We start from the raw sequence: 24,912 nt of genomic DNA on the forward strand, positions 1-24,912 counted from the left end.
TTCAGCCGCGATGCCTTTCGGCTGTCACGGCCCGACTTCCCCCGCGTGACCGGACGGAAGCGTCTCGCTCAGGGGCGTTTCAGCCCATGAAGGCGAAGGGGATCGCCTGAACCGCCATGGCGCGGGCCTCGCCGAAGACCGAGCGGCGCGCCGGCGCCAGGCCTGGGCGGGCCGTCTCGCGGCTGGGCCGGAACCGGTTCAGCGCCGCGGCGGCGAGGAAGAACGGGTAGGTCGCCGCCAGGATCAGCCGGAACTGAAACGCTTCCTGGTGCTGGCGGCCGGTCGGGACCATCGTTCGCATCGTCAGGTCTCCTCTGGGTGAAACGGAAAGGCGGCTCATGCGGGCACTCCTCCCGCGAGGGCGGCCCGGGCCCGCGCCACGTGGGCGGGCGCTACGGCGGCGGCCTCGGTGTCCCGGGCAGCCCGCTCGGCGGCGTCGCGCAGGCGCTTGGCCGCGGAGATCCGGGCGAGCACCGGCTGGGCCTCGACGAGGGCGTCGAGTGCCTGCCGGGCGGCCTCGTCCCACGGCAGCTCGGCGTGCCGCCGAGTGGGAGTGGCCTCGACCTTGTCCATGTCGCGGGCGAGCGGCAGGATGTGGAAGAGGGTGTCGAACAGGGCGTTGCAGACCTCCTGGACCAGGTAGGTCGCCCCGGCGTAGCCCATGAACGGCGTGCCGGTGTGCCGCCGGATGATCGCGCCGGGGAACGAGGCCGGCACGTAGGTTGCCCGGGCTCCGCACTCGGCGAGGTACATCCGCTCGTTGAACGAGCCGAACAGGACCAGCGGCGGCTTGGCCGCGACGGCGGCGCGGACGGCCGCGTTGTCGGGCTTCAGACCGGCCGAGCGCCCGAAGGCGAAGTGGCAGGGCAGGCCCATCTCGTCTTCTAGGAAGTGGCGCACGCCCCGCGCGTAGGTCTCGGTCGCGACGATGCCGAAGCTCGCGGTCCCGAAGAAGTCCTGCGTCACCGAGCGCCAGAGATCCCAGACCGGCTTGATCGTGGTGTGCCGCTCCCGCTCGATGAACGGCTCGGGATCGAGGCCCAGGATCTCGCCGAGCGAGCGCAGGAACTTGGTCGTGGACAGGATGCCGATCGGCGCCTGAAGGTACGGGCGCTCCAGATCCTCGCAGAGCAGCCGCCCGAACTCCCGGTAGAGGCAGATATTGGCGTCGGTGTTGACCAGCTTCGGCACGTCGGCGAGGTGCGCGCCGAGCGGGAAGGTGAGGTTCACCTCGGCGCCGATCCCCTCGACCAACCGCCGGATCTCGGCGAGGTCGGAGGGCATGTTGAAGGTGCCGTAGGCCGGGCCGATCAGGTTCACCCGCGGCTTCTCGCCGGGCTTCTTCTCCGGCCGGGCCGGGATGCCCTTCTTGGCGAATTTCTTGGCGCCGTATTCCTGCCAGAGCCAGCGCATGGCGCGGTCGGCGGCCTGCCACTGGTCCTCGTCGATGGTGCGCGGCAGGAAGCGCTGGAGGCCGGTGCCCTCAGGGGTCACGCCTCCGCCGATCATCTCGGCGATGGAGCCGGTGACCACGACGCTGGGCTGGCCCGGATCGAGGGTCGCGTGGGCGCGCTTCATGGCGCCCTCGGTGCCGTGCCGGCCGAGTTCCTCCTCGGCGAGCCCGGTGACCACGATCGGCAGCTCGTGCGGCGGCAGCGCGTCGGTGTAGTGCAGCACCGAGGTGACCGGCAGGTTCTCGCAGCCCACGGGGCCGTCGATGACGACCTGCAGGCCCTTGATCGCCGTGAAGACGTAGACCGCGCCCCAGTAGCCCCCGGCCCTGTCGTGATCGAGGATGAGCATCAGGCCATCTCCCCGATCGGCTTCTTCGGACCCTCGATCTTCGGTCCCTGGCGCTTCTGCGGCACCTCCTGCCAGACGCCCGCGGCGTGGCCGGTGCCGACGCCCTCGAAGAAGTCGCGCATGGCGTCGAACCGCGCCCTGTTGCCGAGGGCGGCGTTGATCACCGTGGCGAGCGACCCGGCGCCGGCCGCGCCCATCAGCGGGCGCGCCGAGATCAGGTTGGTGAAGTAGAGCGCCGGCGTGCCGCGCTCCTTGGCGCGCTGCACCACCGGCGTCGTGCCGATGGCGAGATCGGGCTTCAGCGCTTCGAAGGCGAACAGATCATCCTCGAGGGAGGCCCGGTAGCGGACCTCCGTTCCGCGAGACTCGAGCCAGTCGCGATCCGCCTCCGACCAGGGCGTGCGCGGGCAGGCGGTGCCGACATAGGGGACCTCGGCGCCGCTCTCGACGAGGAGGCGCGCCACGAGCAGCTCCGATCCCTCGTAGCCCGAGAGCGTGATCCGTCCCTTGATCGGCATCGCGCCGAGCGCGCCGCGGATGCCGGGCAGGATGCGGTTCTTGGCCGCCTCGACGGTCGCGCGAGCGACACCGCAGGCCTCGCCGATCCGGTCGAGCCAGTCGGCGGTCCCGTCGACGCCCACGGGAGCGGAGCCGACGATCGGGCGGCCCGCCGCCTCGAACTCGCGGATCGAGGCCGTGTAGAACGGGTGGATCGCCGCCACCGCCGCGCAGTCGAGGGCCGCGTAGAGCTCGCGCCATTCCCGGGTCGGCACGACCGGGCCGGCCGCCAGCCCCAGCGGCTCCAGGAGTGATCCGATCACCACCGGGTCGGCTGGGAAGATCTCGCCCAGCAGCGCGACGCTGGGGCGCTCGGAACGGCCACCGCGGGGGGCGGCGACGGGCCCCTGCTCGGCCTCCGCGCGGGCGACCTTGAGCATGGCGCCGGCGAGCACGTCCTTGGCTTCCGCGTGGGTCGGGACTCCGAAGCCCGGCACGTCGATCCCGATCACCCGGACGCCGTCGATCGCCTTCGGCAGCAGGCGCAGCGGCACACCGGAGGCCGTCGGGACGCAGAGGTTGATGACGACGACGGCGTCGTAATCCTCCGGCTTCGCAGTCGCGTGGACCGCCTCGCGGATGTCCTCGAACAGCTTGCCGGTGACGAGCGTCTCGGAGTTGAACGGCACGTAGCCGACGCTGCGCCGCGCCCCGTAGAAATGCGACGTGAAGGTCAGGCCGTACACGCAGCAGGCCGAGCCCGACAGGATCGTCGCCGTGCGGCGCATCCGCAGACCGACCCGCAGCGAGCCGAAGGCCGGGCACATGCTCTGCGGCTGGTCGTGCGGGCCCTGGGGATAATCCTCGCGCAGCTGCGCCAGGGTCTCCGACATGCCGGCGGCTTCCGCGGCCGCCACCATCGCGTCCTTACCGGCGTGGCAGCCCAGGCCGTCGCTCTGCGCCGCGGCGAGGTCGATGGTGGCCGGCGCCTTGCGGGCCCGCAGATCGGCGATGTCGAGGGAGACGGCCATGCGCGTCAGACCTCGTCGTACACGACTTCGAGGGACGGCTTGGACACGTGGGCGACGCCGCACATGTCCTCGTGGGTCGCCGGAACCAGCACGACGTCGCGGCCGGTGGTCTCGCTGGAGAACAGGCCGAGCAGCCCGTCCTGCGAGAGCGGCGTCGGGCGGTGCGGCGCGGCCTCCGCGACATTGGCGGCGAGGTCCGCGAACAGGGTGCCCCAGCGCCCGTCCGGCTTGCCGATGATCTCGTAATTCGCGCTCTTGCGGCGGATGTCCTCGTCGGCCGGGATCGAGGCCAGGACCGGGATGCCGGCCGCCTCCGCGAAGGCCTGGGCCTCGCCGGTGCCGTCGTCCTTGTTGATCACGAGTCCGCCGACGCCGACATTGCCCCCGAGCTTGCGGAAATACTCCACCGCCGAGCAGACGTTGTTGGCGACGTAGAGCGACTGCAGGTCGTTCGAGCCGACGACGATGACCTTCTGGCACATGTCCCGGGCGATCGGCAGGCCGAAGCCCCCGCAGACCACGTCGCCGAGGAAGTCGAGGAGGACGAAGTCGAAGCCCCACTCGTGGAAGCCCAGCTTCTCCAGAAGCTCGAAGCCGTGGATGATCCCGCGGCCGCCGCAGCCGCGCCCGACTTCGGGACCGCCGAGCTCCATTGCGTAGACGCCGTCGCGCTTGAAGCAGACGTCGCCGATCGCGACCGACTCGCCCGCGAGCTTCTTCCTGGTCGACGTCTCGATGATGGTCGGGCAGGCCTTGCCGCCGAAGAGGAGCGAGGTCGTATCGCTCTTCGGGTCGCAGCCGATCAGCAGGACCTTCTTGCCCTGCTGGGCCATCATGTAGCTGAGATTGGCGAGGGTGAACGACTTGCCGATGCCGCCCTTGCCGTAGATCGCGATGATCTGCGTTTCTTTCTTCGCCGGTGCGGTGGACACGGCATCGGGCTCGATCGCGGCCTCGGCGCGGAGCTGAGTCGCCTGGGACAGGGCAGCCTTGTTGAGCTGAACGTTCACGCGGCGTCCCTCCAGTCGAGGATCATCTTCAGGCAGCCCGGATCCGCGAACGCGGTGCGGTAGGCGTCCTGGGCCTGTGCCGCCGGGGCACGGTGGGTAATCAGACCGTCGAGGGAGAGCCGGCCGCTCTCGATCATCCGCGTCACCGCCACCGTGTCCTCGGGCCTGAACTCGGCCGAGATCCGGATCCGGGCCTCGCGCATGAACGCGGGCGGGAAAGCGAAGCTGAGGGGCGCCTCGTAGAACCCGGCGAGGACGATCTCGCCCCCCGGTGCGAGCCGGGCGATCAGGTCGTCGAGGCCGGCGGCGTTGCCGCTGACATCCGTGATCGTCGCGTAGTCGCGCCGGGGATCCGCGTCGGGCGCGACGACGGTGTATCCGTGCTCGCCGGCTGCGCGCACGGGGTCCGTCTCCCAGACGGTGGGCGCGGCGCCCGCAGCCAGGGTCAGCCGCGCGAGCAGCCGGCCGAGGACGCCGTGCCCGACGATGAGCGGAGCCGCGCCGAGAGCGAGGCGCCCGAGGGCGCGATGGGCAGTCGCCGCGAGGGCCAGGAGGCAGGCCTGCTCGCCGAGGGCCTCGTCCACCGGCACGAGGCGGGCGGCCGGTGCGACCAGATGGGACGCGGCGCCTCCGAACAGGCCGCGAACGGCGCCGAAGCAGCGGGCCCCCGGGACGTAGACGGTCTGGCCGACCCGGACCGAAGCGCCGGCATCCGCCTCCACGACCGTCCCGACGGATTCGTAGCCCGGCACCAGGGGGTAGCCCATGCCCGGGAAGGGCGGCATCCGCCCCGACCAGAGCAGGCGCTCGGTGCCGGTGCTGATCCCGCTCCAGGACACCGCCACGACCGCGTCCGCGTCAGTGGGCGGCGTCAGGGCCAGGCGCTGAACCGACAGGTGCTCCGGGTTTTCCAGAATGACGGCCAGAGCGTCCATGGCTGGAAGTGTCCACCCTTTGCGTTGCGACTCTCTCTGGTGCGAAGCCGCTATGTGTCATCCTAGATAGACACAGGTCAGCGTCAAGTCACACTTACTTGGCTGGGCCTGTTTTTTGAGCTCTCAGCACCCGCGCGAGCAGGGGGCGACGTGTCGGATGCTCGTGCGTGGCGGTGAAACCTGCGGCCGCGAGCATCGCGCGCAGCTCCTCGGCCCGGCGCGGCCGGCCGGAGCCCATCGCCAGGAGGTAGAAGCCGAAATAGGCGTCGCCGACCGGCTCCGCGCCGGGCGTCCCGGCCATCGGCTCCGCGATGAGCAGCGTGCCGCCCGGCGGCAGCGCCGCGTAGGCCGCCCGCAGCAGTGCCTGGGCCGGCGCGTCGTCGTGATCGTGGACGATCCGCACCAGGGTGATCGTGTCGGCGCCCGCGGGCAGCCCGCCGTGGAAGTCGCCTCCGCGGCAGGCGATCCTGTCGCCGAGGCCCGATTGGTCGAGGCGCGCTCGGGCGCGGTCGGCGACGGCCGGCAGGTCGAACAGGGTCATGCGGGGGCCGGCGTGCCGCGCCGCCACGGCCTGCAGGAAGGCGCCCTCGCCGCCGCCGACATCCATGAGGTGCCGGACGCGCGACAGGTCGCAGGCGTCGAGCACATCCTCGGCGATCAGCGCCTGCGAGGCACCCATCAGGCCGCTGTAGGGAGCCACCGTGCGCGCGTCGCCCGTCGCCCCGGCCGCGTAGGGCCAGTAGCCCGCGAGGCGGGTCGGCTGGGCCTGTCCGCGCAGCAGGGCGACCGGATCCGCGAGATCCGCGTAGAGCAGCGCGTGATGCTCGATCATGGCGGCGATGCCGGGATTGCCGACCAGGGCCGCGCCCAGGTCGGCGAGCCCGAATCGGTCATTCGACAGGGCGCGCAGCAGACCGAGGGACTCGGCGGCGCGCAGCAGGCGTCGTGCCGCGTCGGGCGTGAGGTCGAGCCGCCGCGCCAGCGCGTCGACCGTCTGCGGGCCATCCGCGAGGATCGCGAACAGGTCGAGGCGGATGCAGGCGGTCAGGACCTGCGCGTAGACGAAGCCGGCACAGAGGTCGAACAGCGCGCGCGTGTTGCGCTGCGCGATGCGGCGCGTCAGCGGAAAACCCGCCGCCCAGCGCTGGAACCGGGGGCTGGCGACGAGGCGGTTGCGCCACGCGAGCCACCTGTCCGCCCACGCGGGCGGAACGGGCGGCACCGTGCCGGTTCCGGGGAGCGATCCGGCGCTCAGACCGCCACCGCGCGCAGGCTCGCGGGCAGGAACAGCCGCGCCTGCGCCTCGATCTCGGCGGTGAGCGCGGCCACGCCCGGACAGGGCGGGATCGCCGCGATCGCCTCGCGGGTCAGCCGGGACAAGCGCTCCATCGCGCCGCCGGTACCCAGCAGGGCGGCGGCGTTGGGGCGGCCCAGCGTCGCGTCGCGCCCGGCGGGCTTGCCGATCTCCTCCTGCCGGCAGGCGACGTCGCGCAGGTCGTCGGCGACCTGATAGGCCTCGCCGAGGCACTCGCCGAGGCGGCGCCAGGGTTCAGGCTCCGCCCCCGCCGCCGCGGCACCGGCCACGGTGGCGGCGGCGAACAGGGCGCCCGTCTTCGCCTGCTGATAGTCGCTGAGGCTGATATGCGCCTCCGATTCCCAGGCCTGCCCGGCCGCGATGCCGGACGGCGACCCCGCGGCGCGGCCGAGGAGTCCGACGAGGCGCCCGAGGCGCGCCGGATAAGGCCCGACGGACCGCGCGAGGGTCTCGAAGGCGAGGACGATCAGGGCGTCGCCGGTCAGGACTGCGATCGGCTCGCCGAAGGCGACGTGGACGGAGGGCTTCTGCCGCCGCATCGGCGCATCGTCGAAGCACGGCAGGTCGTCGTGGACCAGCGAGGCGCAGTGCAGGAGCTCGATAGAGGCGGCGGCCGCCACGGACCCCGCCGGGTCGTCGTCGCCGCAGGCGCGGGCCACCGAGAGGCACAGGCGCGGCCGGATCCGATGGCCGCCGGGAAACACCGCGTAGCGGAGAGCCTCCGCCAGAAGGGGCGGGGCGCCGGGCGCCTCCGCGTGCGCAACGGCGCGATCCAGCGCCATCTCGATCCGCCGACCGGACTCCATATCGTTGCCTCCCGTGTTGTATGCGGTTGTCAGCAACAGGTGTCATTTCTTATTGACACTTTGCGGAGGGGAGATCAATCCCGTGGTGGGGGAGTTCGGAGCGGCCGTGGCGCAGGAGCGCGTCGTCGTGATCGGTGCCGGGATCGGTGGCCTCGCCGCCGCCCTGCGGCTCGCCCATGCCGGCTTCGAGACGACAATCCTCGAGCGCGCGCCGCAGCCCGGCGGGAAGATGCGCGCCGTCCCGGTCGGGGACCGCGCCGTCGAGGCCGGTCCGACCGTCTTCACGATGCGCTGGGTTCTCGAGGAGCTGTTCGCCGACTGCGGGGCGGATCTCGGCGACCGGGTCGCCCTGTCACCGGCAAGGCTCCTCGCCCGTCACGCCTGGAGCCGGGACGAGCGTCTCGACCTCTTCGCCGATATCGACGCGTCGGCGGACGCGATCGCGGCCTTCGCGGGACCGCGCGAGGCGGACGGCTACCGGCGCTTCTGCGCCCGCTCGGCCGAGGTCTACCGCACCCTCGAAGGGCCCTTCATCCGCGAGGGCCGGACGGGTCCCGCCGGCCTCGCGCAGCGGGTCGGGCTCTCGGGCCTCGGCGATCTCTGGCGAATCCAGCCCTTCACGACGCTCTGGTCGGCGCTGGGGGCGTACTTTCGCGACCCGCGGCTGCTCCAGCTGTTCGGCCGCTACGCCACCTATTGCGGCGCCTCGCCCTTCACGGCACCGGCGACGCTGATGCTCGTCGCCCACGTGGAGCAGGCCGGCGTCTGGACCGTCGCGGGAGGGCTCAGCGGCCTCGCGCGGGCGGTGGCCGATCTGGCGGCGGAGCGCGGCGCGACCTTCCGGTACGGCGCGGAGGTCGCGCAAATCCTCGCGGACGGCGGCCGCGTCACCGGCGTGCGCCTGAGCGACGGCACGACCGTGGCCGCCGACTACGTCGTCTGCAACGCGGACTGCGCGGCCCTGGGGGCGGGGCTGCTCGGGCCCGATGCGGCCGCCGCCGGCGAGCGGCTCGCGCCCGGCGAGCGCTCGCTCTCCGCGGTCACGCTCTGCGCGGAGGCGGTGCCGGCGGGTTTCCCGCTGGCGCACCACACGGTGTTCTTCTCGCGCGACTACCGGGCCGAGTTCGACGCGCTCCTGCGCGCCCGCCGCCTGCCCGACGACCCGACCGTCTACGTCTGTGCCCAGGACCGGGACGCGGCGGGCGCCGCGCCGCGGGGGCCAGAACGCCTGCTCCTGCTCGTCAACGCTCCGGCGGATGGCCGGGAGCGCCCCCTTCAGCCGCCGGAGATCGAGAGATGCGAGAGGAACCTGATCCGCCGGCTGGAGGCCTGCGGGCTCACCCTGGACTTCACGTCGTCGGCGGTCACGACGACGCCGCGGGACTTCGACGCCCTCTTCCCCGGGACGGGCGGAGCCCTCTACGGTCGGGCGGCACAGGGATGGGCGACGACCTTCAAGCGCGCGGGCGCGCGGACGGCGGTGCCGGGCCTCTATCTCGCGGGGGGCTCGATCCATCCCGGCCCGGGCGTGCCGATGGCGGCGCAGTCGGGGCGGCTGGCAGCGGCAGCGATCCTGGACGACCGCGATTCGATGGCGCGGTCGCGCGGGGCGGCTACGCGTGGTGGTACGTCGATGCGGTGAGCGACGACGGCCGCCAGGGCCTCACGATCATCGCGTTCATCGGCAGCGTGTTCTCGCCCTACTACGCCTGGAGCGCCGAGAAGGACCCCTTCGCCCACTGCGCCATGAACGTGGTGCTCTACGGCGACCGCGGCCGCTTCGCCATGACCGAGCGCCGCGCAACCAGCCTGTCGCGCAGCGCCGACCACATCGCCGTCGGACCCAGCGCCATGCACTGGGACGGCACGGCGCTGACGGTGCGGATCGACGAGCGCGGCGCGCCCCTGCCCCGGAGGATCCGCGGCACCGTGCGTCTCGAGCCGCGCGGGTTCACGGGCGGCCCGTTCCATCTCGACCGGGCCGGGCGCCACCGCTGGTGGCCGATGTCGCCGTCCTCGCGGGTCGAGGTCGATTTCGACGCGCCGGACCTTCGCTGGAGCGGGAGCGGCTACTTCGACACCAACGACGGCGACGAACCGCTGGAGGCCGCCTTCTCGCGGTGGACATGGTGCCGGGCTGACCTGCCGGACGGCGCGGCGATCCTCTACGACGTCCATCACCGCGACGGCGGTGGCCAGAACCTGTCGCTCCGGTTCTCCGCGGACGGCAGCCGCCGCGAGATCCGGCCGCCGCCCGGCGCGGCGCTCCCGGCGACGCGCTTCTGGCGGATGCCGCGCGAGACCCGCAGCGACGGCGGCCGCTCGCGGGTGCTCGCGACCTACGAGGACACGCCGTTCTACGCCCGCTCGCTGCTCGCCTCGACTCTGGGCGGCGAGCCGGTCCGGGCCGTGCACGAGAGCCTGTCGCTCGACCGGTTCCGCAACCCGATGGTGCGACTCATGCTGCCCTTCCGGATCCCGCGGCCGCTGGCTCCGTGAGGGCCTCGGCGCCCCCCGTCCCGGATCGCCGTCGGCTCGGGGTGACGCTTTGCGGCATGACGCGCCCCGCGATGCAGGCGAAGGTCGCCATGCTCAGCACGAGGCCGAGGGGGAAGCCGGTCAGCGCGGCCGCCTCCCGGACGACCGCGAAGAGCGGCACCGCGCATAGCAGGGCCCGCTCGCGCGGCCGCAGGCCGCCCGCGCGGTGCGCGGCGAGCGCCAGGAGGAGCACGGCCGGCACGAGCGGCGCCAGGTCGTAGACCGGGAGGTACGGCGACAGCAGCGGCGCGGAGACGAGGAGCGCGGCCGCGCGCAGCGTCGGGTCTGTGGGCCGGGACCAGGCGCGGCAGGCGAGGCCGAGCGCCAGTACGGCGACGAGACCCTGCGCCGTCCAGGCGGCGGCCATCGAGCCGCCGAGCAGGCGCACCGCGCCGAACGCGCTGGCGTTGAGGTTGAGGCTCGCCGCCGCGTTCTGCAGGATGATCCGGTTCGTGTCCCCGAGCGTGCCGAGGAAGCCGGTCCAGGGCGCCGTCCCGAACAGCGCCAGCGACGCGAGGCAGAGGGCCAGCACCGTCGACGCGCAGGCGGCCAGGCATTCGCGCCGTCCCGTCACGAGCAGGAGCAGGGGGGCGAGCGCCGCGAAGTGCGGCTTGTAGGCCAGCAGGCCGAAGCAGAGCCCGGCGAGCCACGGTCGGCGATCGACGAGCACCGCGCCGAGGGTGAGCAGCGACGCGGTAAACAGGCCGTTCTGGCCGTAGACGAGGTTGCAGAGCACGAGCGGGTGCGCGAGCGCGACGAGGGCCGCGTCCCGCCGGCCGGCCGCGACCCGCATCGCGAGCGCGAACAGGGCCAGGGAGAGCGCGGTCCAGAGCAGGTAGGCCGGCTGCAGATCCAGCAGTGCCATCGCGGCCGCCGGCAGGAGGAACACCGGGGGATAGTGCCACGCGAACCGGCACGCCTGCCCGCAGGCCGCCTTCAGGTTCGCCAGGTGCACCGGCAGGTCGTAGGGGTCCGCCCCCCGCCCCTCCAGCGCCGAGCGGCCCGCCACCCAGACCTGGACGAAGTCGTTGCCGAGGGGGTCGCCGTACCAGTTGCGCCGCGGGTCCGGGCCGGTCCCGTAGACGAGGAGGACCATGGCGAGGCCGAGCGGCAGCAGCACCCAGGCCGCCCGCCTGCCGAAGGCGAACAGCCGGTCATCGCTGCTCAGGAGATGCGCGAGATCCGACCGGAGCGCGGCGGCGCGTGCTGTCGGTGAGCCCGGCACGCGGGTCTCGATGGGCGCTGGCATGACGGAGGATTTCCGCGTCCGGATTCCGCAGCAGCCTAGGCGCGCGCGGTTCCGGGCCCGTTAACAGGGGTGTTTGCGGCCCGGCCCGGCTTGTGCAAGAGGGCGGCGGCTGCGATCCTCGCGCCGTCAAACCGGGGCGATCACATCGATGCGACTGGACGAGGCGTCTCCGGCCCCGCGCGTCCTGATCTACAGCCACGATACCTTCGGGCTCGGCCATCTGCGCCGCTCGCGGGCGATCGCCAACGCGATCGTGGCGTGCAACCGCGGCGCCCGGGCGATGATCGTCTCGGGCTCCCCGGTGGTCGACCGCTTCGCCTTCGCCGCGGGCGTCCGGACGGTCAGGCTGCCGCCGGTGACCAAGTTCGCCGACGGCGGCTATGCCAGCCTCGACGGCGCGACCCCGCTGGCGCGCACCGTCGCGCAGCGTTCCGCGATCATCGCCCAGGCCTGCGACGCCTTCCGACCCGACCTGATCATCGTCGACAAGGAACCGGCCGGCTTCCACGGCGAGTTGCTGCCGGTGCTGGAGAAGGCCGCGGCCCGCGACATCCGCCTCGTCCTGGGCCTGCGCGACGTCCTCGACGACGCCGACCGCCTCGTCCCCGAATGGGAGCGCAAGGGCGCGGCCGAGACGATGGCGCGCTTCTACGACGAGATCTGGGTGTACGGGCTGAGCCGGATCCACGAGCCCCTGGCGGCGCTGCCGATGGAGCCCGAGATGGCCGCCCGCATCGACGGGCGCCTGATCTACACCGGCTATCTCCGCCGCGACCTCCCGGAGCGCCGCGCCGGCCGCGAGGAGCCCCCGATCGCGAACGGCCCCTTCATCCTGGTGACGCCGGGCGGCGGCGGCGACGGGGCGGCCCTGATCGACTGGGTGATCGCCGCCTACGAGGCCGATCCCGCGATCCCCCTGCCCGCGCTCATCGCCTTCGGTCCCTTCCTCGACGCCGGCATCCGCGACGGGTTCATGGCGCGCATCCGCCGCCTCGGCGACCGGATCGCGGCCATCACCTTCGACAGCGAGATCGAGTTCCTGATGCGCAAGGCCGCCGGCGTCGTCGCCATGGGGGGCTACAACACGTTCTGCGAGATCCTGTCCTTCGACCGCCGGGCGATCCTCGTGCCCCGGACCGAGCCGCGGCGGGAACAGGCGATCCGGGCGCTGGCGGCCGAGCGGCTCGGCCTCGCGCGGGTGCTGATGGAGGCGGAAGGCCGGGCGCCCGGGCGCATGGCGGCGGCGCTCCGCGACCTGCCGGGACAGGACCCGCCGTCGCGGGTTCTGGTGCCGGGTCTCCTGGACGGCCTCGACGCGGTCGCGCGCCGCGTCCGGGCGCTGACCGCCCGCGGCGGCGCGAACGTCCCGGCCCGGCCGTACCTGCAGGCCTATTCGTGAGCGCCAAACGGGTCGCCGTGGTGCTGAAGGGCTATCCGCGGCTCTCCGAGACCTTCATCGCGCAGGAGTTGCTGGCGCTGGAACGGTGCGGCCTGGCTCTCGAGATCTGGTCCCTCCGGCGCCCGACCGATCGGGCCCGCCATCCGATGCACGCGCAGATCCGCGCGGAGGCCGCCTACCTGCCCGAGTACCTGCGCGACGCGCCGCTGCGGGTGTCCCGGGGCGTCGGCGCCGCGCTCCGGCGGCCGAACCTGCCCGCGCTCCTGGCGCTGTTCGCCCGCGATCTCCGGCGCGACCCGACGGCGTCGCGGCTGCGGCGCCTCGGGCAGGCCCTGGTCCTCGCCCGGGAATTGCCGGCCGAGGTCGCCCATATCCACGTGCACTTCCTGCACACGCCGGCCAGCGTCGCCCGCTACGCCGCGCTCCTGACCGGGCGCCGGTGGAGCTTCTCGGCGCATGCCAAGGACATCTGGACCACGCCCGACTGGGAACTGGCCGAGAAGCTGCGCGACGCCGAATGGGGCGTGACCTGCACCCGTGACGGCCTCGCCCGGCTCGACAGCCTCGCCCCGGGCCGGACGCTCCTCGCCTATCACGGGCTCGATCTCGCCCGGTTCCCCGACGCGCCGCCGCCGCGCGAGCCGCGCGACGGGACGGACCCGGACCGCCCCCTCCGGCTCCTCTGTGTCGGCCGGCTCGTCGCCAAGAAGGGGCACGACGACCTCATCGACGCCCTCGCCGCCCTGCCCGCGCACCTGCACTGGTGGCTCGACCTGATCGGCAGTGGCGAGCGGCGCGAAGCCCTGGAGGCCCGGGTCGCTGCCTGCGGCCTGGCGGAGCGGGTCCGCTTCCGCGGCGCCCTGGCGCAGCCCGCGGTGATTGAGGCCATGCGCGCGGCGGACCTCTTCGTCCTGCCGACGAAGCCCGCCCCTGGCGGCGACCGCGACGGCCTGCCGAACGTGCTGATGGAGGCCGCGAGCCAAGCGCTCCCGATCCTGGCGACCGCCTTCGCCGGCACGCCGGAATTCATCACCGACGGTGTCCACGGCGTCCTGACGCCGCCCGGCGAGCCGGCGGCGCTGGCCGAGGCCCTGGTCCGTCTCGCGGGCGATCCGGGCCTCCGTCAGCGGCTCGGCGCGGCGGCCCTGGCCCGGCTCGTGCAGGACTTCTCCGAGGAAGCGGCGATCGCGCTGATCGCCGGCCGGCTGCGCGCGTCCGCGGGTCTGCCGCAGGGCGCGGTCGCCCGCGAATCGGAGTTGTCCGCGTGCGCGTCCTGATCGCGGTCACGCATCTGCTCGGCGCGGGGCACCTCACCCGCGCGGCCGCCATCGCCCGCGCCTTCGCGGCGGCCGGCCACGAGACGATGCTGGTCTCGGGCGGCGTCCCGGCACCGATGGTCCGACAGGACGGGTTGCGCCGCGTGCAGCTGCCGCCGCTCCGGATCGCCGGCACGGACTTCTCGACGCTGCTGGACCCCGACGGAGGCCCGGCCGGGCCGGCGCTCCTCGAACGCCGCCGAGCCCTGATGGTCGATACCCTGGCGGCCTTCGAGCCTGACGCGGTGATCACCGAGCTGTTCCCGTTCGGCCGGCGCGCCCTGGCGGCCGAGTTCCTCGCCCTGGTGGACGCGGCCCGCGCCCGGCGCCCGCGCCCGCTCGTCCTCGCCTCCGTGCGCGACGTCCTCGTGGCCTCGACCAAGCCGGAGCGGATCGCCCAGGCGCACGCGCGTGTGGCGGACCTCTACGACGCCGTGCTGGTGCACGGCGACCCGGCCCTGATCCCTCTCGAGGCCTCGTGGCCCCTCGACGCGGCCACCGCCGCGAAGGTGCGTTACACCGGCTACGTGGACGAGGGGACCGTGCCCGCGCCGGCCTCGCGCCGCTCCGGCGTGGTGGTCGCCGCCGGATCCGGACCGGCCGGGCTGGTCCTGCTGCGCGCGGCCGCAGGCGCGGCCCGGCTTCGGCCGGATCTCGGCTGGCGGATCCTGGCCGGCCACGGCGTCCCCGAGGCCGAGCTGTCCGAGATCGGTCACGGTCTCGCGCCCGGCATCCTCGGTCGCGCCCAGCCGGACTATCGCGCGCTCCTGGCCGGCGCCGCCCTGTCGGTCAGCCAGTGCGGCTACAACACGGCCGTCGATCTCCTCGCCACCGGCACACCCGCTGTCCTCGTGCCCTTCGAGGCCGGCGGCGAGACCGAGCAGCGCCTGCGCGCCGAGCGCCTCGCCACCCGGGGACTCGCCCGGGTGCTGCCGGAATCGGAGCTGACGCCCGGGACCCTGGTGGAGGCCATCGCGTCGCGGGGCGTCCTCCCCGCGCCCGGCGATCCCGGGATCGATCGGGACGGCGCAGCGCGCACGGTCGCGCTGGTCGAATCCCTCCGCGGGGGCGAGCGATCGCGCCCCGTCCGGGCTAAGCCGGCCGAGCCGGCCCTCGACGCTCTCCGCCGTGCTCTCGACGCCGTCGCGGCGCGGGGCCTGCGCGTGCCGCTGTTCTGGCGCGACGACGACGCGGTCGCGGGCGGTCCGGACCTCGACCGCCTCATCGGTCTCGCCGAGCACCACGGCGTCCCGCTGCTCCTCGCCGCGATCCCGGCCGGCATCGACGCCTCGCTGCCGCGGCGGCTCGAAGCGGCTGCCGGTGTATCCGTCGCCGTCCACGGCCTCGCCCACCACAACCACGCCCCGCCGGGCGAGAAGCGGGCCGAGTTCGGCGCGCACCGCCCGCTCGAGACCCTGGTCGCCGACGCCGCTGCCGGTCTCCGGATCGCCCGGCAGCGTCTGCCGGAAGGCTCGCTGCTGCCTGTCTTCGTACCGCCGTGGAACCGCGTCGCGCCGGAGCTCGCCGCCGCCCTGCCGGATCTCGGCTATCGCGGCCTCTCGGCCGTGCCCGGCCCGTCGATCCCGGGTTTGCGCCGGCTCGATGCCACCCTCGATCCGATCGACTGGCGGGGCAGCCGGTCCCTGCGCGATCCGGAAGCCCTGCTGCGCGGCCTCGCCGCCGACATCGCGGGCGCGCCGGAGCGGCCGCTCGGCCTGCTGACGCACCACCGCGTCCACGACGAGGCCGTCTGGGACTTCGCCGGCGCCCTCGTGGCCAACCTCCTGCGGCACCCGGCGATACAGGTCGTGGATGTTCGGGCGCACTTCGGCGCGTCCGCGATGGACAAGGGGCCGGCGGCATCTAAGTCTCAGGTCTCACAGATCGCGAGGACGGGTTGAGCCCGCTATTGTCCATCCGCGACCTCGCGGTCGCGTTCCGCACGGAGAGCGGTCCGTTCGAGGCGCTGCACGGCCTGTCCCTCGACGTTCACCGCGGCCGCACCCTCGCCCTGGTCGGCGAGTCCGGTTCGGGCAAGTCGGTGACCGCCCAGGCGATTCTGCGGATCCTGCCGCCCTCCGCCGCCATCACCCGCGGTCAGATCCTGTTCCGGGACGGCGAGGTCGAGGCCGACATCGCGCGGCTCCCCTCCGAGGGCGAGGCGATGCGGGCGATCCGTGGCCAGCGCATCGCCATGATCTTCCAGGAGCCCATGACCTGCCTGTCACCGCTCCACACGGTGGGCGACCAGATCGGCGAGGCGCTGCGCATCCACACCGGGGCCGACCGCAAGGAGGCCGATGCCCGGACCGAGGGGGCGCTGGCCCGGGTCGGCTTCCCGGACCCGCACCGCGCCCTGCGGACCTACCCGTTCGAGTTGTCCGGCGGCCTGCGCCAGCGCGCCATGATCGCCATGGCGCTGATCCTGAAACCCGCCCTCCTCGTCGCCGACGAGCCGACCACCGCGCTCGACGTCACCACCCAGGCCCAGATCCTCGCCCTGCTGGCCCGGCTCCAGGAGGAGACCGGGATGGCGATCCTGCTGATCACCCACGACCTCGGCGTGGTCGCCAACATCGCCCACGACGTCGCCGTCCTCTATCGCGGACGCCTCGTCGAGGCGGGCCCGCGCGACACGGTGATGCGCGCGCCGGGCCACGCCTATCTCCGCGCGCTCCTCCACGCGGTGCCGCGCTTCGACATGGCGCCCGGCGAGCGGCTCACGCCGATCCGCCCGGCCAAGGCCGAGATCCCGCCCGGCCAGGCGCCCGCGCCCCTGGCCGGGCCGATCCTGCAGGTGGAGGGGGTGAGCAAGAGCTTCACGCTGCGCGCCGGTCGGCTGTGGCAGAAGCCGCGGATCGTCCACGCCGTGTCCGACGTCTCCTTGAGTTTGGCGGCGGGCCAGACGCTGGGGCTCGTCGGCGAGTCCGGGTCGGGCAAGACCACGGTCTCGAAGATGATCATGCGGGCGCTCCGGCCGGATTCCGGGCGGATCCTGTTCGACGACGGCAGCGGCCCGCGGGACGTCCACGGCCTGAGCGGCGACGCCCTCTTCGCCTATCGCCGCACGGTCCAGTTCGTGTTCCAGGACCCCTACGCGTCCCTCGATCCGCGCATGACCGTCCGGCAGATCCTGTCGGAGCCGATGGAGATCCACGGCGTCCCGGCGGCGGAGCGGCGGGAGCGCTGCCGCGCCCTTATGGCGATGGTCGGCCTGGAGCCCAGCGGTCTCGGCCGGTACCCGCACGCCTTCTCGGGCGGGCAGCGGCAGCGCATCGGGATCGCCCGGGCGCTCGCCCCGAAGCCGCGGCTGCTGGTGCTCGACGAGCCGGTCTCGGCCCTCGACGTCTCGGTCCAGGCGCAGATCCTGAACCTGCTCAAGGATCTCCAGGCCGCCCTGGGCCTCTCCTACCTCATCGTTTCCCACAATCTGGCAGTGATCGACTACATGGCGGACACGATCAGCGTGATGTGCCGGGGCCGCATCGTCGAGGAGGCGCCCCGCGCGGCCCTGTTCCGCCGGCCCGTCCATCCCTACACGCGGGCGCTGCTCGCCGCCGTGCCCGATCCGAGCCTGGACCATCCCCTCGACTTCGCGGCCGTCGCCTCCGACCGCAATGACCCGACCCGCTGGGAGGAGCCGTTCCGCTTGGCCCCCGACGAGGCCGGGGCGATGCGCCCGGTCGAGACCGGACACCGGGTGCGCTTCAGCGCCGCCCACAGTGCGGAGGCCGCGTGATGCAGGCCCGGCCGCCCGTGATGCTGGAGCGCCTGCGCCGCAAGGTGCTGTCGCCGTTCTTCGACCGCCTGGGCTACGACCTCGTACCGGCCGCCCCCGACTGGACCCACCGGCCGACCTCGCCGCGGGAAGTCGCCACCCTGCTCGAATCGGCCGCCGCCATCCTGGAACGCGATCTCGCCGCCGCCGGCCTCGTCCCCGACGGCGACGTGCTGGAGCAGGTCCGGGCGTTCTGGGCGCTGATACCCACCGCCCCCGTCCGGCAGCGGCGCGGCGGCAGCGGCTTCAACGGCGCGCTGCAGCTCTACGTCGCCATGCGGGCGCTGAAGCCCGACTACGTGATCGAATCGGGCGTGTTCCGCGGGCTCACGACCTGGGTGATCCGGCAGGCTCGCCCGCAGGCGCAGATCTTCTGCCACGATCCGGACCTGTCGGGCCTGCAGTATCGCGACCGGCAGGCCCGCTACAGCACGGCGGATTGGTCGACCGCCGACTGGTCCGTGCTCGACCCGGCGCGGACGGTGGCGTTCTTCGACGACCACGTCGCCCAGGGCCGGCGGGTCGTGGAGGCGCGGGCGCGCGGTCTGACCCGGCTGCTGTTCGACGACGACGCGGCCGGGCACCGGATCCACGCCCATGGCGGCCCCGCGCACCCGACCATCGCGATGATCACCGGGCCCGAGCGCAGCCCGGAGCCGATCCGGTGGACGCGGAACGGCCGCCATTTCGAGCAGCCGGCCGACGACGCCCTGGTGCGGCAGGCCGCCGGGCTGATCGCACGGTCCCACGCCTTCGACGACCTGCACAGGGCGACCGGCTACTCGCCCGCCCGGCTCACCTCCGTGACGTTGCGGGGCAGCTCATGAAGGCCTGGGACATTCAGGACGGCACCCCGTCCGCTCTCCCGCTGCGGGGCGGGAACGACAGCACCGTGTCCCGCCGCGCCCTGCTCGCCGGGCTCGGCGCCAGCCTGATCTGGTCGCGCGCGCCGTCGCGGGCCTTCGCCGACACCCCGCCGGCCGACGCGCCCGGCCCGCCGACCACCCCCTACGTAGCCGACCTCGCCGCCCACGGACGCCGGCTCGGCAGCGCGGGCGGCACGATCCGCACCCTGATCGCCAAGGCGCGGGACGTCCGCTACCTGTCGGTCTACGGCTACACCCGCCTCGTCGGCTACGATGCCGACCTCAACCTGCGGCCCGACGTGCTGGAGCGCGTCGACGTCGAGGGCGGCCGCTTCACGTTCACGCTCCGCCAGGGCCACCGCTGGTCGGACGGGCACCCGTTCACCGCGGAGGATTTCCGCTACTACTGGGAGGATGTCGCCAACGAGAAGGCCCTGAGCCCCGACGGGCCCGCGGCCTTCTTCCGGGTCGACGGCAAGCTCCCGGAAGTGGAATTCCTCGATCCGGTCACCATCCGCTACAGCTGGGACCGGCCGAACCCGATGTTCCTGCCGGCCCTGGCGGCGCCGCGCGACCCGCTGATCTACCGTCCGTCGCACTATCTCAAGCCGTACCACGCCCGCTACGTCGGCAAGGAAGCGGCCGACGCGAAGGCCAAGGCGCTGAAGCTCCGCAGCTGGGCGGCCCTGCACAATCGCCTCGACGACAATTACGAGCTCAACAACCCGGACTGCCCGACCCTGCAGGGCTGGGTCCCGCGGACCCGCTCGCCGGCCACCCGGTTCCGGTTCGAGCGCAACCGCAGCTACCACCGGGTCGACACGGCCGGCACGCAGCTCCCCTACGTCGATTCCATCGTGATGGACGTGGCCTCGCAGGGCCTTCTGGTCGCCAAGACCAATGCCGGCGAGGCCGACCTGATGTTCCGCGGGCTGATGATGCCCGACATCCCGAGCCTCAAGGAGGGTGAGGCGGCGCATCGCTACCGCACCAACCTGTGGCCCGTGGCCCGCGGCTCGGAGATCGCGCTCTACCCGAACCTGACCACGACGGATCCGGCGTGGCGGCAGCTCAACCGCGACGTGCGGTACCGGCACGCCCTGTCGCTCGCCATCGATCGGCGCACCCTGAACAACACGCTCCTGTTCGGCCTGGGCACCGAGGGCAACGACACGATCGTGCCGGAGAGCGCGCTGTTCGAGCCCGAGATGCGGACCCTCAACGCCGCCTACGACCCGGCCCGGGCCGCCAAGCTTCTGGACGAGATCGGGCTGACGGCCCGCGACGGTTCCGGCACGCGGCTGCTCCCCGGCGGTCGCGCCCTGGAGCTGGTGGTGGAGAGCGACGGCGAGGCCGAGATGGTCCTCGACGCGCTGCTGCTCATCACGGAGTTCTGGCGCGAGGTCGGGATCCGCCTGATCACCAAGCCGCAGGAGCGCACGAACCTGCACCGGCGCTCGATCGCGGGCGTGACCGTCATGGTCGCCGCCCAGGGCCTCGACCTCGCCGTGCCGACCGCGATCATGCCCCCGACCGAGCTGAGCCCGGCCCAGCCGGAGCATTATTCCTGGCCGCTGTGGAGCATGAACGTCGAGAGCCGCGGCAAGAGCGGCGAGCCCTGCGACGTACCGGAGGTCCAGCGCCTCATCGAGCTCGACCGGGAGTGGCGCCACACCGACGATGCCGGCCGGCAGGCCGCGATCTGGCGCGAGATGCTGATGAACCACGCGCACAACACCTGGGTGATCGGCACGGTGGCGGGCGCGCTCCAGCCGGTGGTCGGCGCCGATCGCCTGATCAACCTCCCGAAGCGCGCCCTCTATTCCTGGGAGCCCACCGCGATGATCGGCGTGCAGCGCCTCGACGAGCTGTTCTGGGACAAGGGCACCGAAACCGGCGCCGACAAGCGCGCGGAGGCCCGGTGATCGTCCAGATCCTCCGCCGCGTCGTCACGATGGCGGTGACGCTGCTGGTCATCTCGGCGCTCGTCTTCGTGATCATCAAGCTGCCGCCGGGCGACTACCTGACCAACCGGATCATGGAGCTGCGGGCCACCGGCGACGCGAGCTCCGTGGCGAAGGCGGAGCTGCTCATCAGGCAGTACGGGCTCGATCGGCCGGTCTGGCAGCAGTACCTGATGTGGATCGGCGTGCTGCCCGGATCGGTCGGGTTCTCCGGGCTGCTCCAGGGCGACTGGGGCTGGTCGTTCGAGTACGACAAGCCGGTGGCGGACGTCGTCGGCGACGCCCTGTGGCTGACCCTGCTGATCAACCTGACGGCGGTGGTGTTCGTCCACCTCGTGGCGATCCCGGCGGCGATCTACTCCGCGACGCACCGGAACACGCTCGGCGACGCCGTCGTCACCCTGCTGGGCTATGTCGGCCTCGCGGTGCCGGGCTTCCTGCTCGCCCTGATCCTGCTGTTCTACGCCAACCGGTGGTTCGGGCTGTCGATCGGCGGCCTCTACGATTCGGCCCTCACCAACCAGCCCTGGACCTGGGAGAAGGTCCGCTCGCTCCTGGCGCACCTGATCGTGCCGACGCTGGTGATCGGCCTCGGCGGCACCGCGGCCATGATCCGGCGCATGCGCGCCAACCTGCTCGACGAGCTGGCCAAGCCCTACACGGTGACCGCCCGCGCCAAAGGCCTGCCGCCCCTGCAGGCGCTGCTGAAATACCCGTTCCGGATGTCGCTCAACCCGTTCGTCGCGGATATCGGCAACCTGCTCCCGCACCTCGTCTCGGGGTCGGTGCTGGTCTCCCTGGTGCTCAGCCTGCCGACCGTCGGGCCGCTGCTCCTCGAGGCCCTGCGCAGCCAGGACCAGTTCATGGCCGGGTTCATCCTGATGTTCGTCGCGGCCCTCACCCTCGTCGGCATGCTGATCTCGGACCTGATCCTGGTCTGGCTCGATCCGCGCATCCGCATGGGCCTGCGATGACTCGCCCCGCGATGACCGACGCGCTGCCCGCATCCGGACACTTCGTCGATCCGGCGCCCTTCGAGCCGGAGGCCCGGACCGAGAGCCCGGTCGCCACGGCCTCCGCGTGGCGGCTCATCCTCCGCAAGTTCCTGCGCCACCGCCTCGCCGTGGCCTCGGCCCTGATCCTGCTCGCGCTCTACGCGACCGTGCCGTTCGTCGAGCAGCTCGCGCCCTATGGACAGGCCCGCCGCAACGGCGACTTCCTCTACGCGCCGCCACAGGGCGTGCACCTGTTCCACGAGGGCCGCTTCGTCGGGCCGTTCGTCTACCCCTACCGGGCCCATCTCGACCTCGACACGTTCCGCCGGGACTACAAGGTGGACGCCGCCGCCCCGCAGCCGCTGCGCTTCCTCTGCCGGGGCGACGGCTACGACTGGCTGGGGCTCGTCCGCACCGACCTGCACCTCGTCTGCCCGCCGGAGAACGGCACGCTGTTCCTCCTCGGCACCGACAAGCTCGGGCGTGACCTGTTCTCGCGCATGATCTACGGGGCCCGGATCTCCCTCACCATCGGCCTCGTGGGCGTCGCCATCTCGTTCGCGCTCGGGCTCTTCTTCGGCGGTATCGCGGGCTATTTCGGCGGCGTCGTCGATGCCGGGGTGCAGCGGCTGATCGAGGTGGTGCGCTCCCTGCCGGAGCTGCCGCTGTGGCTCGCCTTGTCGGCGGCGCTGCCGCCGAACTGGAGCCCGCTGCTGATCTTCTTCGGCATCACGGTGATCCTCGGCCTGCTCGACTGGCCGGGGCTCGCGCGGGCGGTGCGCGGGAAGCTCCTGGCGCTGCGGGAGGAGGATTTCGTCCAGGCCGCCGAGCTGATGGGCGCCTCGCCGACCCGGGTTATCGGCCGTCACCTGATCCCGAACTTCATGAGCCACCTGATCGCGTCGGCGACGCTGTCGATCCCGACCATGATCCTCGGCGAGACCGCCCTGTCGTTCCTGGGCCTCGGACTCAGACCGCCGGTGACCAGCTGGGGCGTGCTGCTCAACGAGGCGCAGAATCTCGCGGCGGTACAGCTCTACCCCTGGCTGCTCCTGCCGGTCCTGCCCGTGCTGGTGACGGTGCTCGCCTTCAACTTCATGGGCGACGGCCTGCGCGACGCTGCCGATCCGTACCACTGAGGGGCGCGCGCCGCGCCGTGTGGCCTACCCGGCGAGCGGCAGAGGCGCGATCCGCGTCGGGGCGGCGACGCCCTTGCGCTCGAGGAGGCCCGGCGGCGGCACCGGGGCGTCGATGGTGCACACCACGCCGGTCGGCTCGTAGCTCAGCACCACCTCGCCGGCGAGCTCGCGCGCCAGACTGCGCTCGATCAGGCGTGATCCGAATCCGGTCCGCGTCGGCTTCTTCACCGGCGGGCCGCCGCGCTCGGACCAGCGGAGCGAGAGCTGCATCTCGTCCAGGCGCCGCACCGTCCAGGCGATCTCGACCGTGCCGCCCTCGGTCGAGAGCGCGCCGTACTTCACGGCGTTCGTGCCGAGCTCGTGCAGGGCCATGGCGATGGACAGAGCGAGCCGCGGCGGCAGCCGCAGGGCCGGTCCCTGAACCTGGAACCGCGAGGCCCGGCCGTCGCCGGCCTCCAGCGGCCGGATCGCGTCCGCCACGACGGCGGAGAGTTCCGCCCCCTCCCAGCTCTCCCGGGTCAGCACGTCGTGCACCCGCGCCAGGGCGAGGAGGCGCGCCTCGAAGGCGGCGCGCGCCGCGTCGGCCTCGGCGCCTTCCAGCCCGCGCAGCGACTGGGCCGCGATCGACTGCACCGTCGCCAGGGTGTTCTTCACCCGGTGGTTCAACTCGTGGATCAGGAGCAGGAGGTGCTCCTCGGCGTTCTTCGTGTCGGTGATGTCGATGTTGCAGCCGGTGTAGCCCAGGAAGTTCTGGGCGTCGTCGAGCCGCGGCACGCCCTCGCACTGGAGCCAGCGCACCGCGCCCGTCCGGTCGATCACCCGCGCCTCCGTGCGGAACGGGACCCGGGCCTCGAACGCCTCCGTGAAGGCGCTGCGGAAATTCTCCAGGTCGTCGGGATGCACGATCTGGTGCCAGCCGTCGTCGTTGAACCGTGCGGCCGGCAGCCCGAACAGGTGCTCGAAATGGAGGTTGGCAAAGCTGACCGCGCCGGTCTCGTCGGTCATCCAGATCAGGGCCGGCGCCGAATCGGCCATGTGCCGGAAGCGCGCCTCAGACTCGCTCAGGGCGCTCAGGCCGCGCTTGGTCTCGGCGAGCGCCCGGTCGCGCTCCTCCTCCCGGGTGCGCAGCCGGAGAGACGCCTCCGACAGCACGACGCCGAGCCGCTGGATCTCGTGGACCGGCGACGACACGCGCGGGATCGCCTCGCCCCGGGCCAGGGCAGGCCCCGAAGCGGCCAGCAGCCGGAGGGGGCGCGAGACCCGCGACCAGAGGTTCACCGCCAGGAGCGACGAGGTGGCCAGCACCAGCAGGCCGAAGCCCGCGAAGGCCCAGATCCAGCGCCGCACCCGCGCGTCGACGAGAGCCTGCGGGATGCTGGTCGCGACCATCCAGCCGGTGAGCCGCGAGCGCGCCTCGATCACCACCACCGGCTTGTGCTGGCGATCCTGGCCTTCCCAGACCCCGGGCGTCGACGACTGCACCTGGCGGAGGCTGGCGAGGCGCTGCTTGCCGACCACCGCCTCGGGATCGGGCAGGCGCGCCAGGACGATGCCCGACCTGTCGCTGATCCCCGTCGTCCAGCCCGGGACGACTTCCCGGGACAGGATGCCCTGCAGGCGTGACAGGGGAACGGTGAAGCTCAGGATGTAGCCGACCTCGCCGTCGACCATGACGGGCACGCCGACCGCGTAGGTGGCCTCGCTCGGCATCGGGCCCGGCACGTAGCCGCTCACCATGGCGCGCTGCGTGCCGCGGGCCAGATCCTGGTCGAAGGGTAGCGTCACGACCGGCATCGGCGCGCCGCGCGGCACGCCGGTATTCACCATCTCCTGCCCGTTGGGCCGGCGCAGGAGCACGTCCAGGTCGATCGATTCGCGGACGAGGCGCGCCTGGGCGTCGAACGCCTCGAAGTCGCCCTGCCGGATCCGCGGTGAGGTCGCCAGAGTCTGCAGCACCGACACGAGACCGGCAGTGTCGCGGTCCAGGGACAGGCCGATGCCGCGCACGTTCTCGCGGGCGTCCTGCTCGAACCGTGCCCGCTCGGCGGAGGCGTAGCGCATCAGCAGGATGCTGGTGAACAGCAGGCCGGGGCCGATCAGCGCGATCACCAGCGCGATCAGGTAGACCTGGGTCGAGAAGCCGTTTCGCCCGAAGCGGTGCAGCCGCCGCGACAGCCAGGAACGGCGCGCGGGAATCACCGCGGGGACGCCCGCGCCCTCGGCGTGATGGTCCGGACTCAAGCGGGGTCCGTCCCCGGCCCGCGGTGCCA

The 24,912-nt window shown here is 72.9% G+C and carries 19 protein-coding genes; 10 read left to right on the forward strand and 9 right to left on the reverse strand.

The annotated features are described in order from the left end of the window. Positions 1 to 79: 79 nt before the first annotated feature. From C4T42_RS04960 to C4T42_RS04990, 7 genes are all read right to left on the reverse strand, one after another. The gene (locus C4T42_RS04960) at positions 80 to 301 is read right to left on the reverse strand and encodes a hypothetical protein (protein WP_026604760.1); all 222 of its coding nucleotides are present in this window, start codon (positions 299 to 301) and stop codon (positions 80 to 82) included. Between the two features lie 35 nt (positions 302 to 336). Beyond that, the gene (gene bchZ, locus C4T42_RS04965) at positions 337 to 1,803 is read right to left on the reverse strand and encodes a chlorophyllide a reductase subunit Z (protein ID WP_020091991.1); all 1,467 of its coding nucleotides are present in this window, start codon (positions 1,801 to 1,803) and stop codon (positions 337 to 339) included. Next, positions 1,803 to 3,332, reverse strand: a complete 1,530-nt coding sequence (gene bchY / locus C4T42_RS04970; protein WP_103984770.1) for a chlorophyllide a reductase subunit Y — start codon at positions 3,330 to 3,332, stop codon at positions 1,803 to 1,805. The genes bchZ and bchY overlap by 1 nt, the downstream gene beginning before the upstream one ends. Before the next feature lie 5 nt (positions 3,333 to 3,337). Further along, positions 3,338 to 4,342: a chlorophyllide a reductase iron protein subunit X gene (locus C4T42_RS04975; RefSeq protein ID WP_020091989.1), complete on the reverse strand. Its 1,005-nt coding sequence runs from the start codon at positions 4,340 to 4,342 to the stop codon at positions 3,338 to 3,340. Next, positions 4,339 to 5,277, reverse strand: a complete 939-nt coding sequence (gene bchC / locus C4T42_RS04980) for a chlorophyll synthesis pathway protein BchC (protein ID WP_020091988.1) — start codon at positions 5,275 to 5,277, stop codon at positions 4,339 to 4,341. Before bchC ends, C4T42_RS04975 begins: the two co-directional genes overlap by 4 nt. Positions 5,278 to 5,371: 94 nt before the next feature. Continuing rightward, a complete protein-coding gene (locus C4T42_RS04985) occupies positions 5,372 to 6,499 on the reverse strand; it encodes a methyltransferase (protein ID WP_103984771.1) in 1,128 nt (375 codons plus the stop codon). 29 nt (positions 6,500 to 6,528) lie between these two features. Further along, the gene (locus C4T42_RS04990) at positions 6,529 to 7,398 is read right to left on the reverse strand and encodes a polyprenyl synthetase family protein (protein ID WP_020091986.1); all 870 of its coding nucleotides are present in this window, start codon (positions 7,396 to 7,398) and stop codon (positions 6,529 to 6,531) included. 106 nt (positions 7,399 to 7,504) lie between these two features. Here C4T42_RS04990 and crtD point away from each other — a divergent pair, with 106 nt between their 5' ends. Continuing rightward, the gene (crtD, locus tag C4T42_RS04995) at positions 7,505 to 9,040 is read left to right on the forward strand and encodes a 1-hydroxycarotenoid 3,4-desaturase CrtD (RefSeq protein ID WP_043712296.1); all 1,536 of its coding nucleotides are present in this window, start codon (positions 7,505 to 7,507) and stop codon (positions 9,038 to 9,040) included. Beyond that, positions 9,037 to 9,897 carry a carotenoid 1,2-hydratase gene (locus tag C4T42_RS05000; protein ID WP_020091984.1) on the forward strand — a complete coding sequence of 287 codons (861 nt, stop codon included), beginning with the start codon at positions 9,037 to 9,039 and terminating at the stop codon, positions 9,895 to 9,897. The genes crtD and C4T42_RS05000 overlap by 4 nt, the downstream gene beginning before the upstream one ends. Here the strand turns inward: C4T42_RS05000 and C4T42_RS05005 are convergent. Then, the gene (locus tag C4T42_RS05005) at positions 9,857 to 11,185 is read right to left on the reverse strand and encodes a glycosyltransferase family 87 protein (protein ID WP_103984772.1); all 1,329 of its coding nucleotides are present in this window, start codon (positions 11,183 to 11,185) and stop codon (positions 9,857 to 9,859) included. The genes C4T42_RS05000 and C4T42_RS05005 overlap by 41 nt on opposite strands. A 148-nt stretch (positions 11,186 to 11,333) precedes the next feature. On the opposite strand from C4T42_RS05005, the gene C4T42_RS05010 reads away from it, so the two are divergent. From C4T42_RS05010 to C4T42_RS05045, 8 genes are read left to right on the forward strand one after another with little or no spacing between them, the layout of a single operon-like run. Beyond that, positions 11,334 to 12,584 carry a glycosyltransferase gene (locus C4T42_RS05010; protein WP_020091982.1) on the forward strand — a complete coding sequence of 417 codons (1,251 nt, stop codon included), beginning with the start codon at positions 11,334 to 11,336 and terminating at the stop codon, positions 12,582 to 12,584. After that, complete coding sequence (locus C4T42_RS05015; RefSeq protein WP_103984773.1) at positions 12,581 to 13,861, forward strand: glycosyltransferase family 4 protein; 1,281 nt, start codon at positions 12,581 to 12,583, stop codon at positions 13,859 to 13,861. The genes C4T42_RS05010 and C4T42_RS05015 overlap by 4 nt, the downstream gene beginning before the upstream one ends. Next, complete coding sequence (locus C4T42_RS05020) at positions 13,849 to 15,801, forward strand: glycosyltransferase (RefSeq protein ID WP_020091980.1); 1,953 nt, start codon at positions 13,849 to 13,851, stop codon at positions 15,799 to 15,801. The genes C4T42_RS05015 and C4T42_RS05020 overlap by 13 nt, the downstream gene beginning before the upstream one ends. Continuing rightward, positions 15,798 to 17,639: an ABC transporter ATP-binding protein gene (locus C4T42_RS05025; RefSeq protein ID WP_026604759.1), complete on the forward strand. Its 1,842-nt coding sequence runs from the start codon at positions 15,798 to 15,800 to the stop codon at positions 17,637 to 17,639. Before C4T42_RS05020 ends, C4T42_RS05025 begins: the two co-directional genes overlap by 4 nt. Next, entirely contained in the window at positions 17,639 to 18,505 is an 867-nt protein-coding gene (locus tag C4T42_RS05030) for a hypothetical protein (RefSeq protein ID WP_103984774.1), read from the forward strand. The genes C4T42_RS05025 and C4T42_RS05030 overlap by 1 nt, the downstream gene beginning before the upstream one ends. Continuing rightward, positions 18,502 to 20,469 (forward strand): ABC transporter substrate-binding protein, encoded by a 1,968-nt coding sequence (locus C4T42_RS05035; protein ID WP_103984775.1) that lies wholly within the window; start codon positions 18,502 to 18,504, stop codon positions 20,467 to 20,469. The genes C4T42_RS05030 and C4T42_RS05035 overlap by 4 nt, the downstream gene beginning before the upstream one ends. After that, positions 20,466 to 21,482 carry an ABC transporter permease gene (locus C4T42_RS05040; RefSeq protein ID WP_103984776.1) on the forward strand — a complete coding sequence of 339 codons (1,017 nt, stop codon included), beginning with the start codon at positions 20,466 to 20,468 and terminating at the stop codon, positions 21,480 to 21,482. The genes C4T42_RS05035 and C4T42_RS05040 overlap by 4 nt, the downstream gene beginning before the upstream one ends. An 11-nt stretch (positions 21,483 to 21,493) precedes the next feature. Then, entirely contained in the window at positions 21,494 to 22,642 is a 1,149-nt protein-coding gene (locus C4T42_RS05045; protein ID WP_020091975.1) for an ABC transporter permease, read from the forward strand. A 24-nt stretch (positions 22,643 to 22,666) separates the two neighbouring features. Here the strand turns inward: C4T42_RS05045 and C4T42_RS05050 are convergent, their stop codons facing one another. Next, on the reverse strand, positions 22,667 to 24,883 hold the full coding sequence (locus C4T42_RS05050; protein ID WP_083916042.1) for an HWE histidine kinase domain-containing protein: 2,217 nt from the start codon (positions 24,881 to 24,883) through the stop codon (positions 22,667 to 22,669). Between the last annotated feature and the right edge of the window lie 29 nt (positions 24,884 to 24,912).

The organism is Methylobacterium sp. 190mf (assembly GCF_900107945.1).
Taxonomy (GTDB): domain Bacteria; phylum Pseudomonadota; class Alphaproteobacteria; order Rhizobiales; family Beijerinckiaceae; genus Methylobacterium.

What these genes read in the sequence shown, in the direction of transcription:
- C4T42_RS04960 (WP_026604760.1), bottom strand. Translation starts at nt 301, where the DNA reads ATGCGAACGATGGTCCCGACCGGCCGCCAGCACCAGGAAGCGTTTCAG.
- bchZ (WP_020091991.1), bottom strand. Translation starts at nt 1,803, where the DNA reads ATGCTCATCCTCGATCACGACAGGGCCGGGGGCTACTGGGGCGCGGTC.
- bchY (WP_103984770.1), bottom strand. Translation starts at nt 3,332, where the DNA reads ATGGCCGTCTCCCTCGACATCGCCGATCTGCGGGCCCGCAAGGCGCCG.
- bchC (WP_020091988.1), bottom strand. Translation starts at nt 5,277, where the DNA reads ATGGACGCTCTGGCCGTCATTCTGGAAAACCCGGAGCACCTGTCGGTT.
- C4T42_RS04990 (WP_020091986.1), bottom strand. Translation starts at nt 7,398, where the DNA reads ATGGAGTCCGGTCGGCGGATCGAGATGGCGCTGGATCGCGCCGTTGCG.
- C4T42_RS05005 (WP_103984772.1), bottom strand. Translation starts at nt 11,185, where the DNA reads ATGCCAGCGCCCATCGAGACCCGCGTGCCGGGCTCACCGACAGCACGC.
- C4T42_RS05010 (WP_020091982.1), top strand. Translation starts at nt 11,334, where the DNA reads ATGCGACTGGACGAGGCGTCTCCGGCCCCGCGCGTCCTGATCTACAGC.
- C4T42_RS05030 (WP_103984774.1), top strand. Translation starts at nt 17,639, where the DNA reads ATGCAGGCCCGGCCGCCCGTGATGCTGGAGCGCCTGCGCCGCAAGGTG.
- C4T42_RS05035 (WP_103984775.1), top strand. Translation starts at nt 18,502, where the DNA reads ATGAAGGCCTGGGACATTCAGGACGGCACCCCGTCCGCTCTCCCGCTG.
- C4T42_RS05045 (WP_020091975.1), top strand. Translation starts at nt 21,494, where the DNA reads ATGACCGACGCGCTGCCCGCATCCGGACACTTCGTCGATCCGGCGCCC.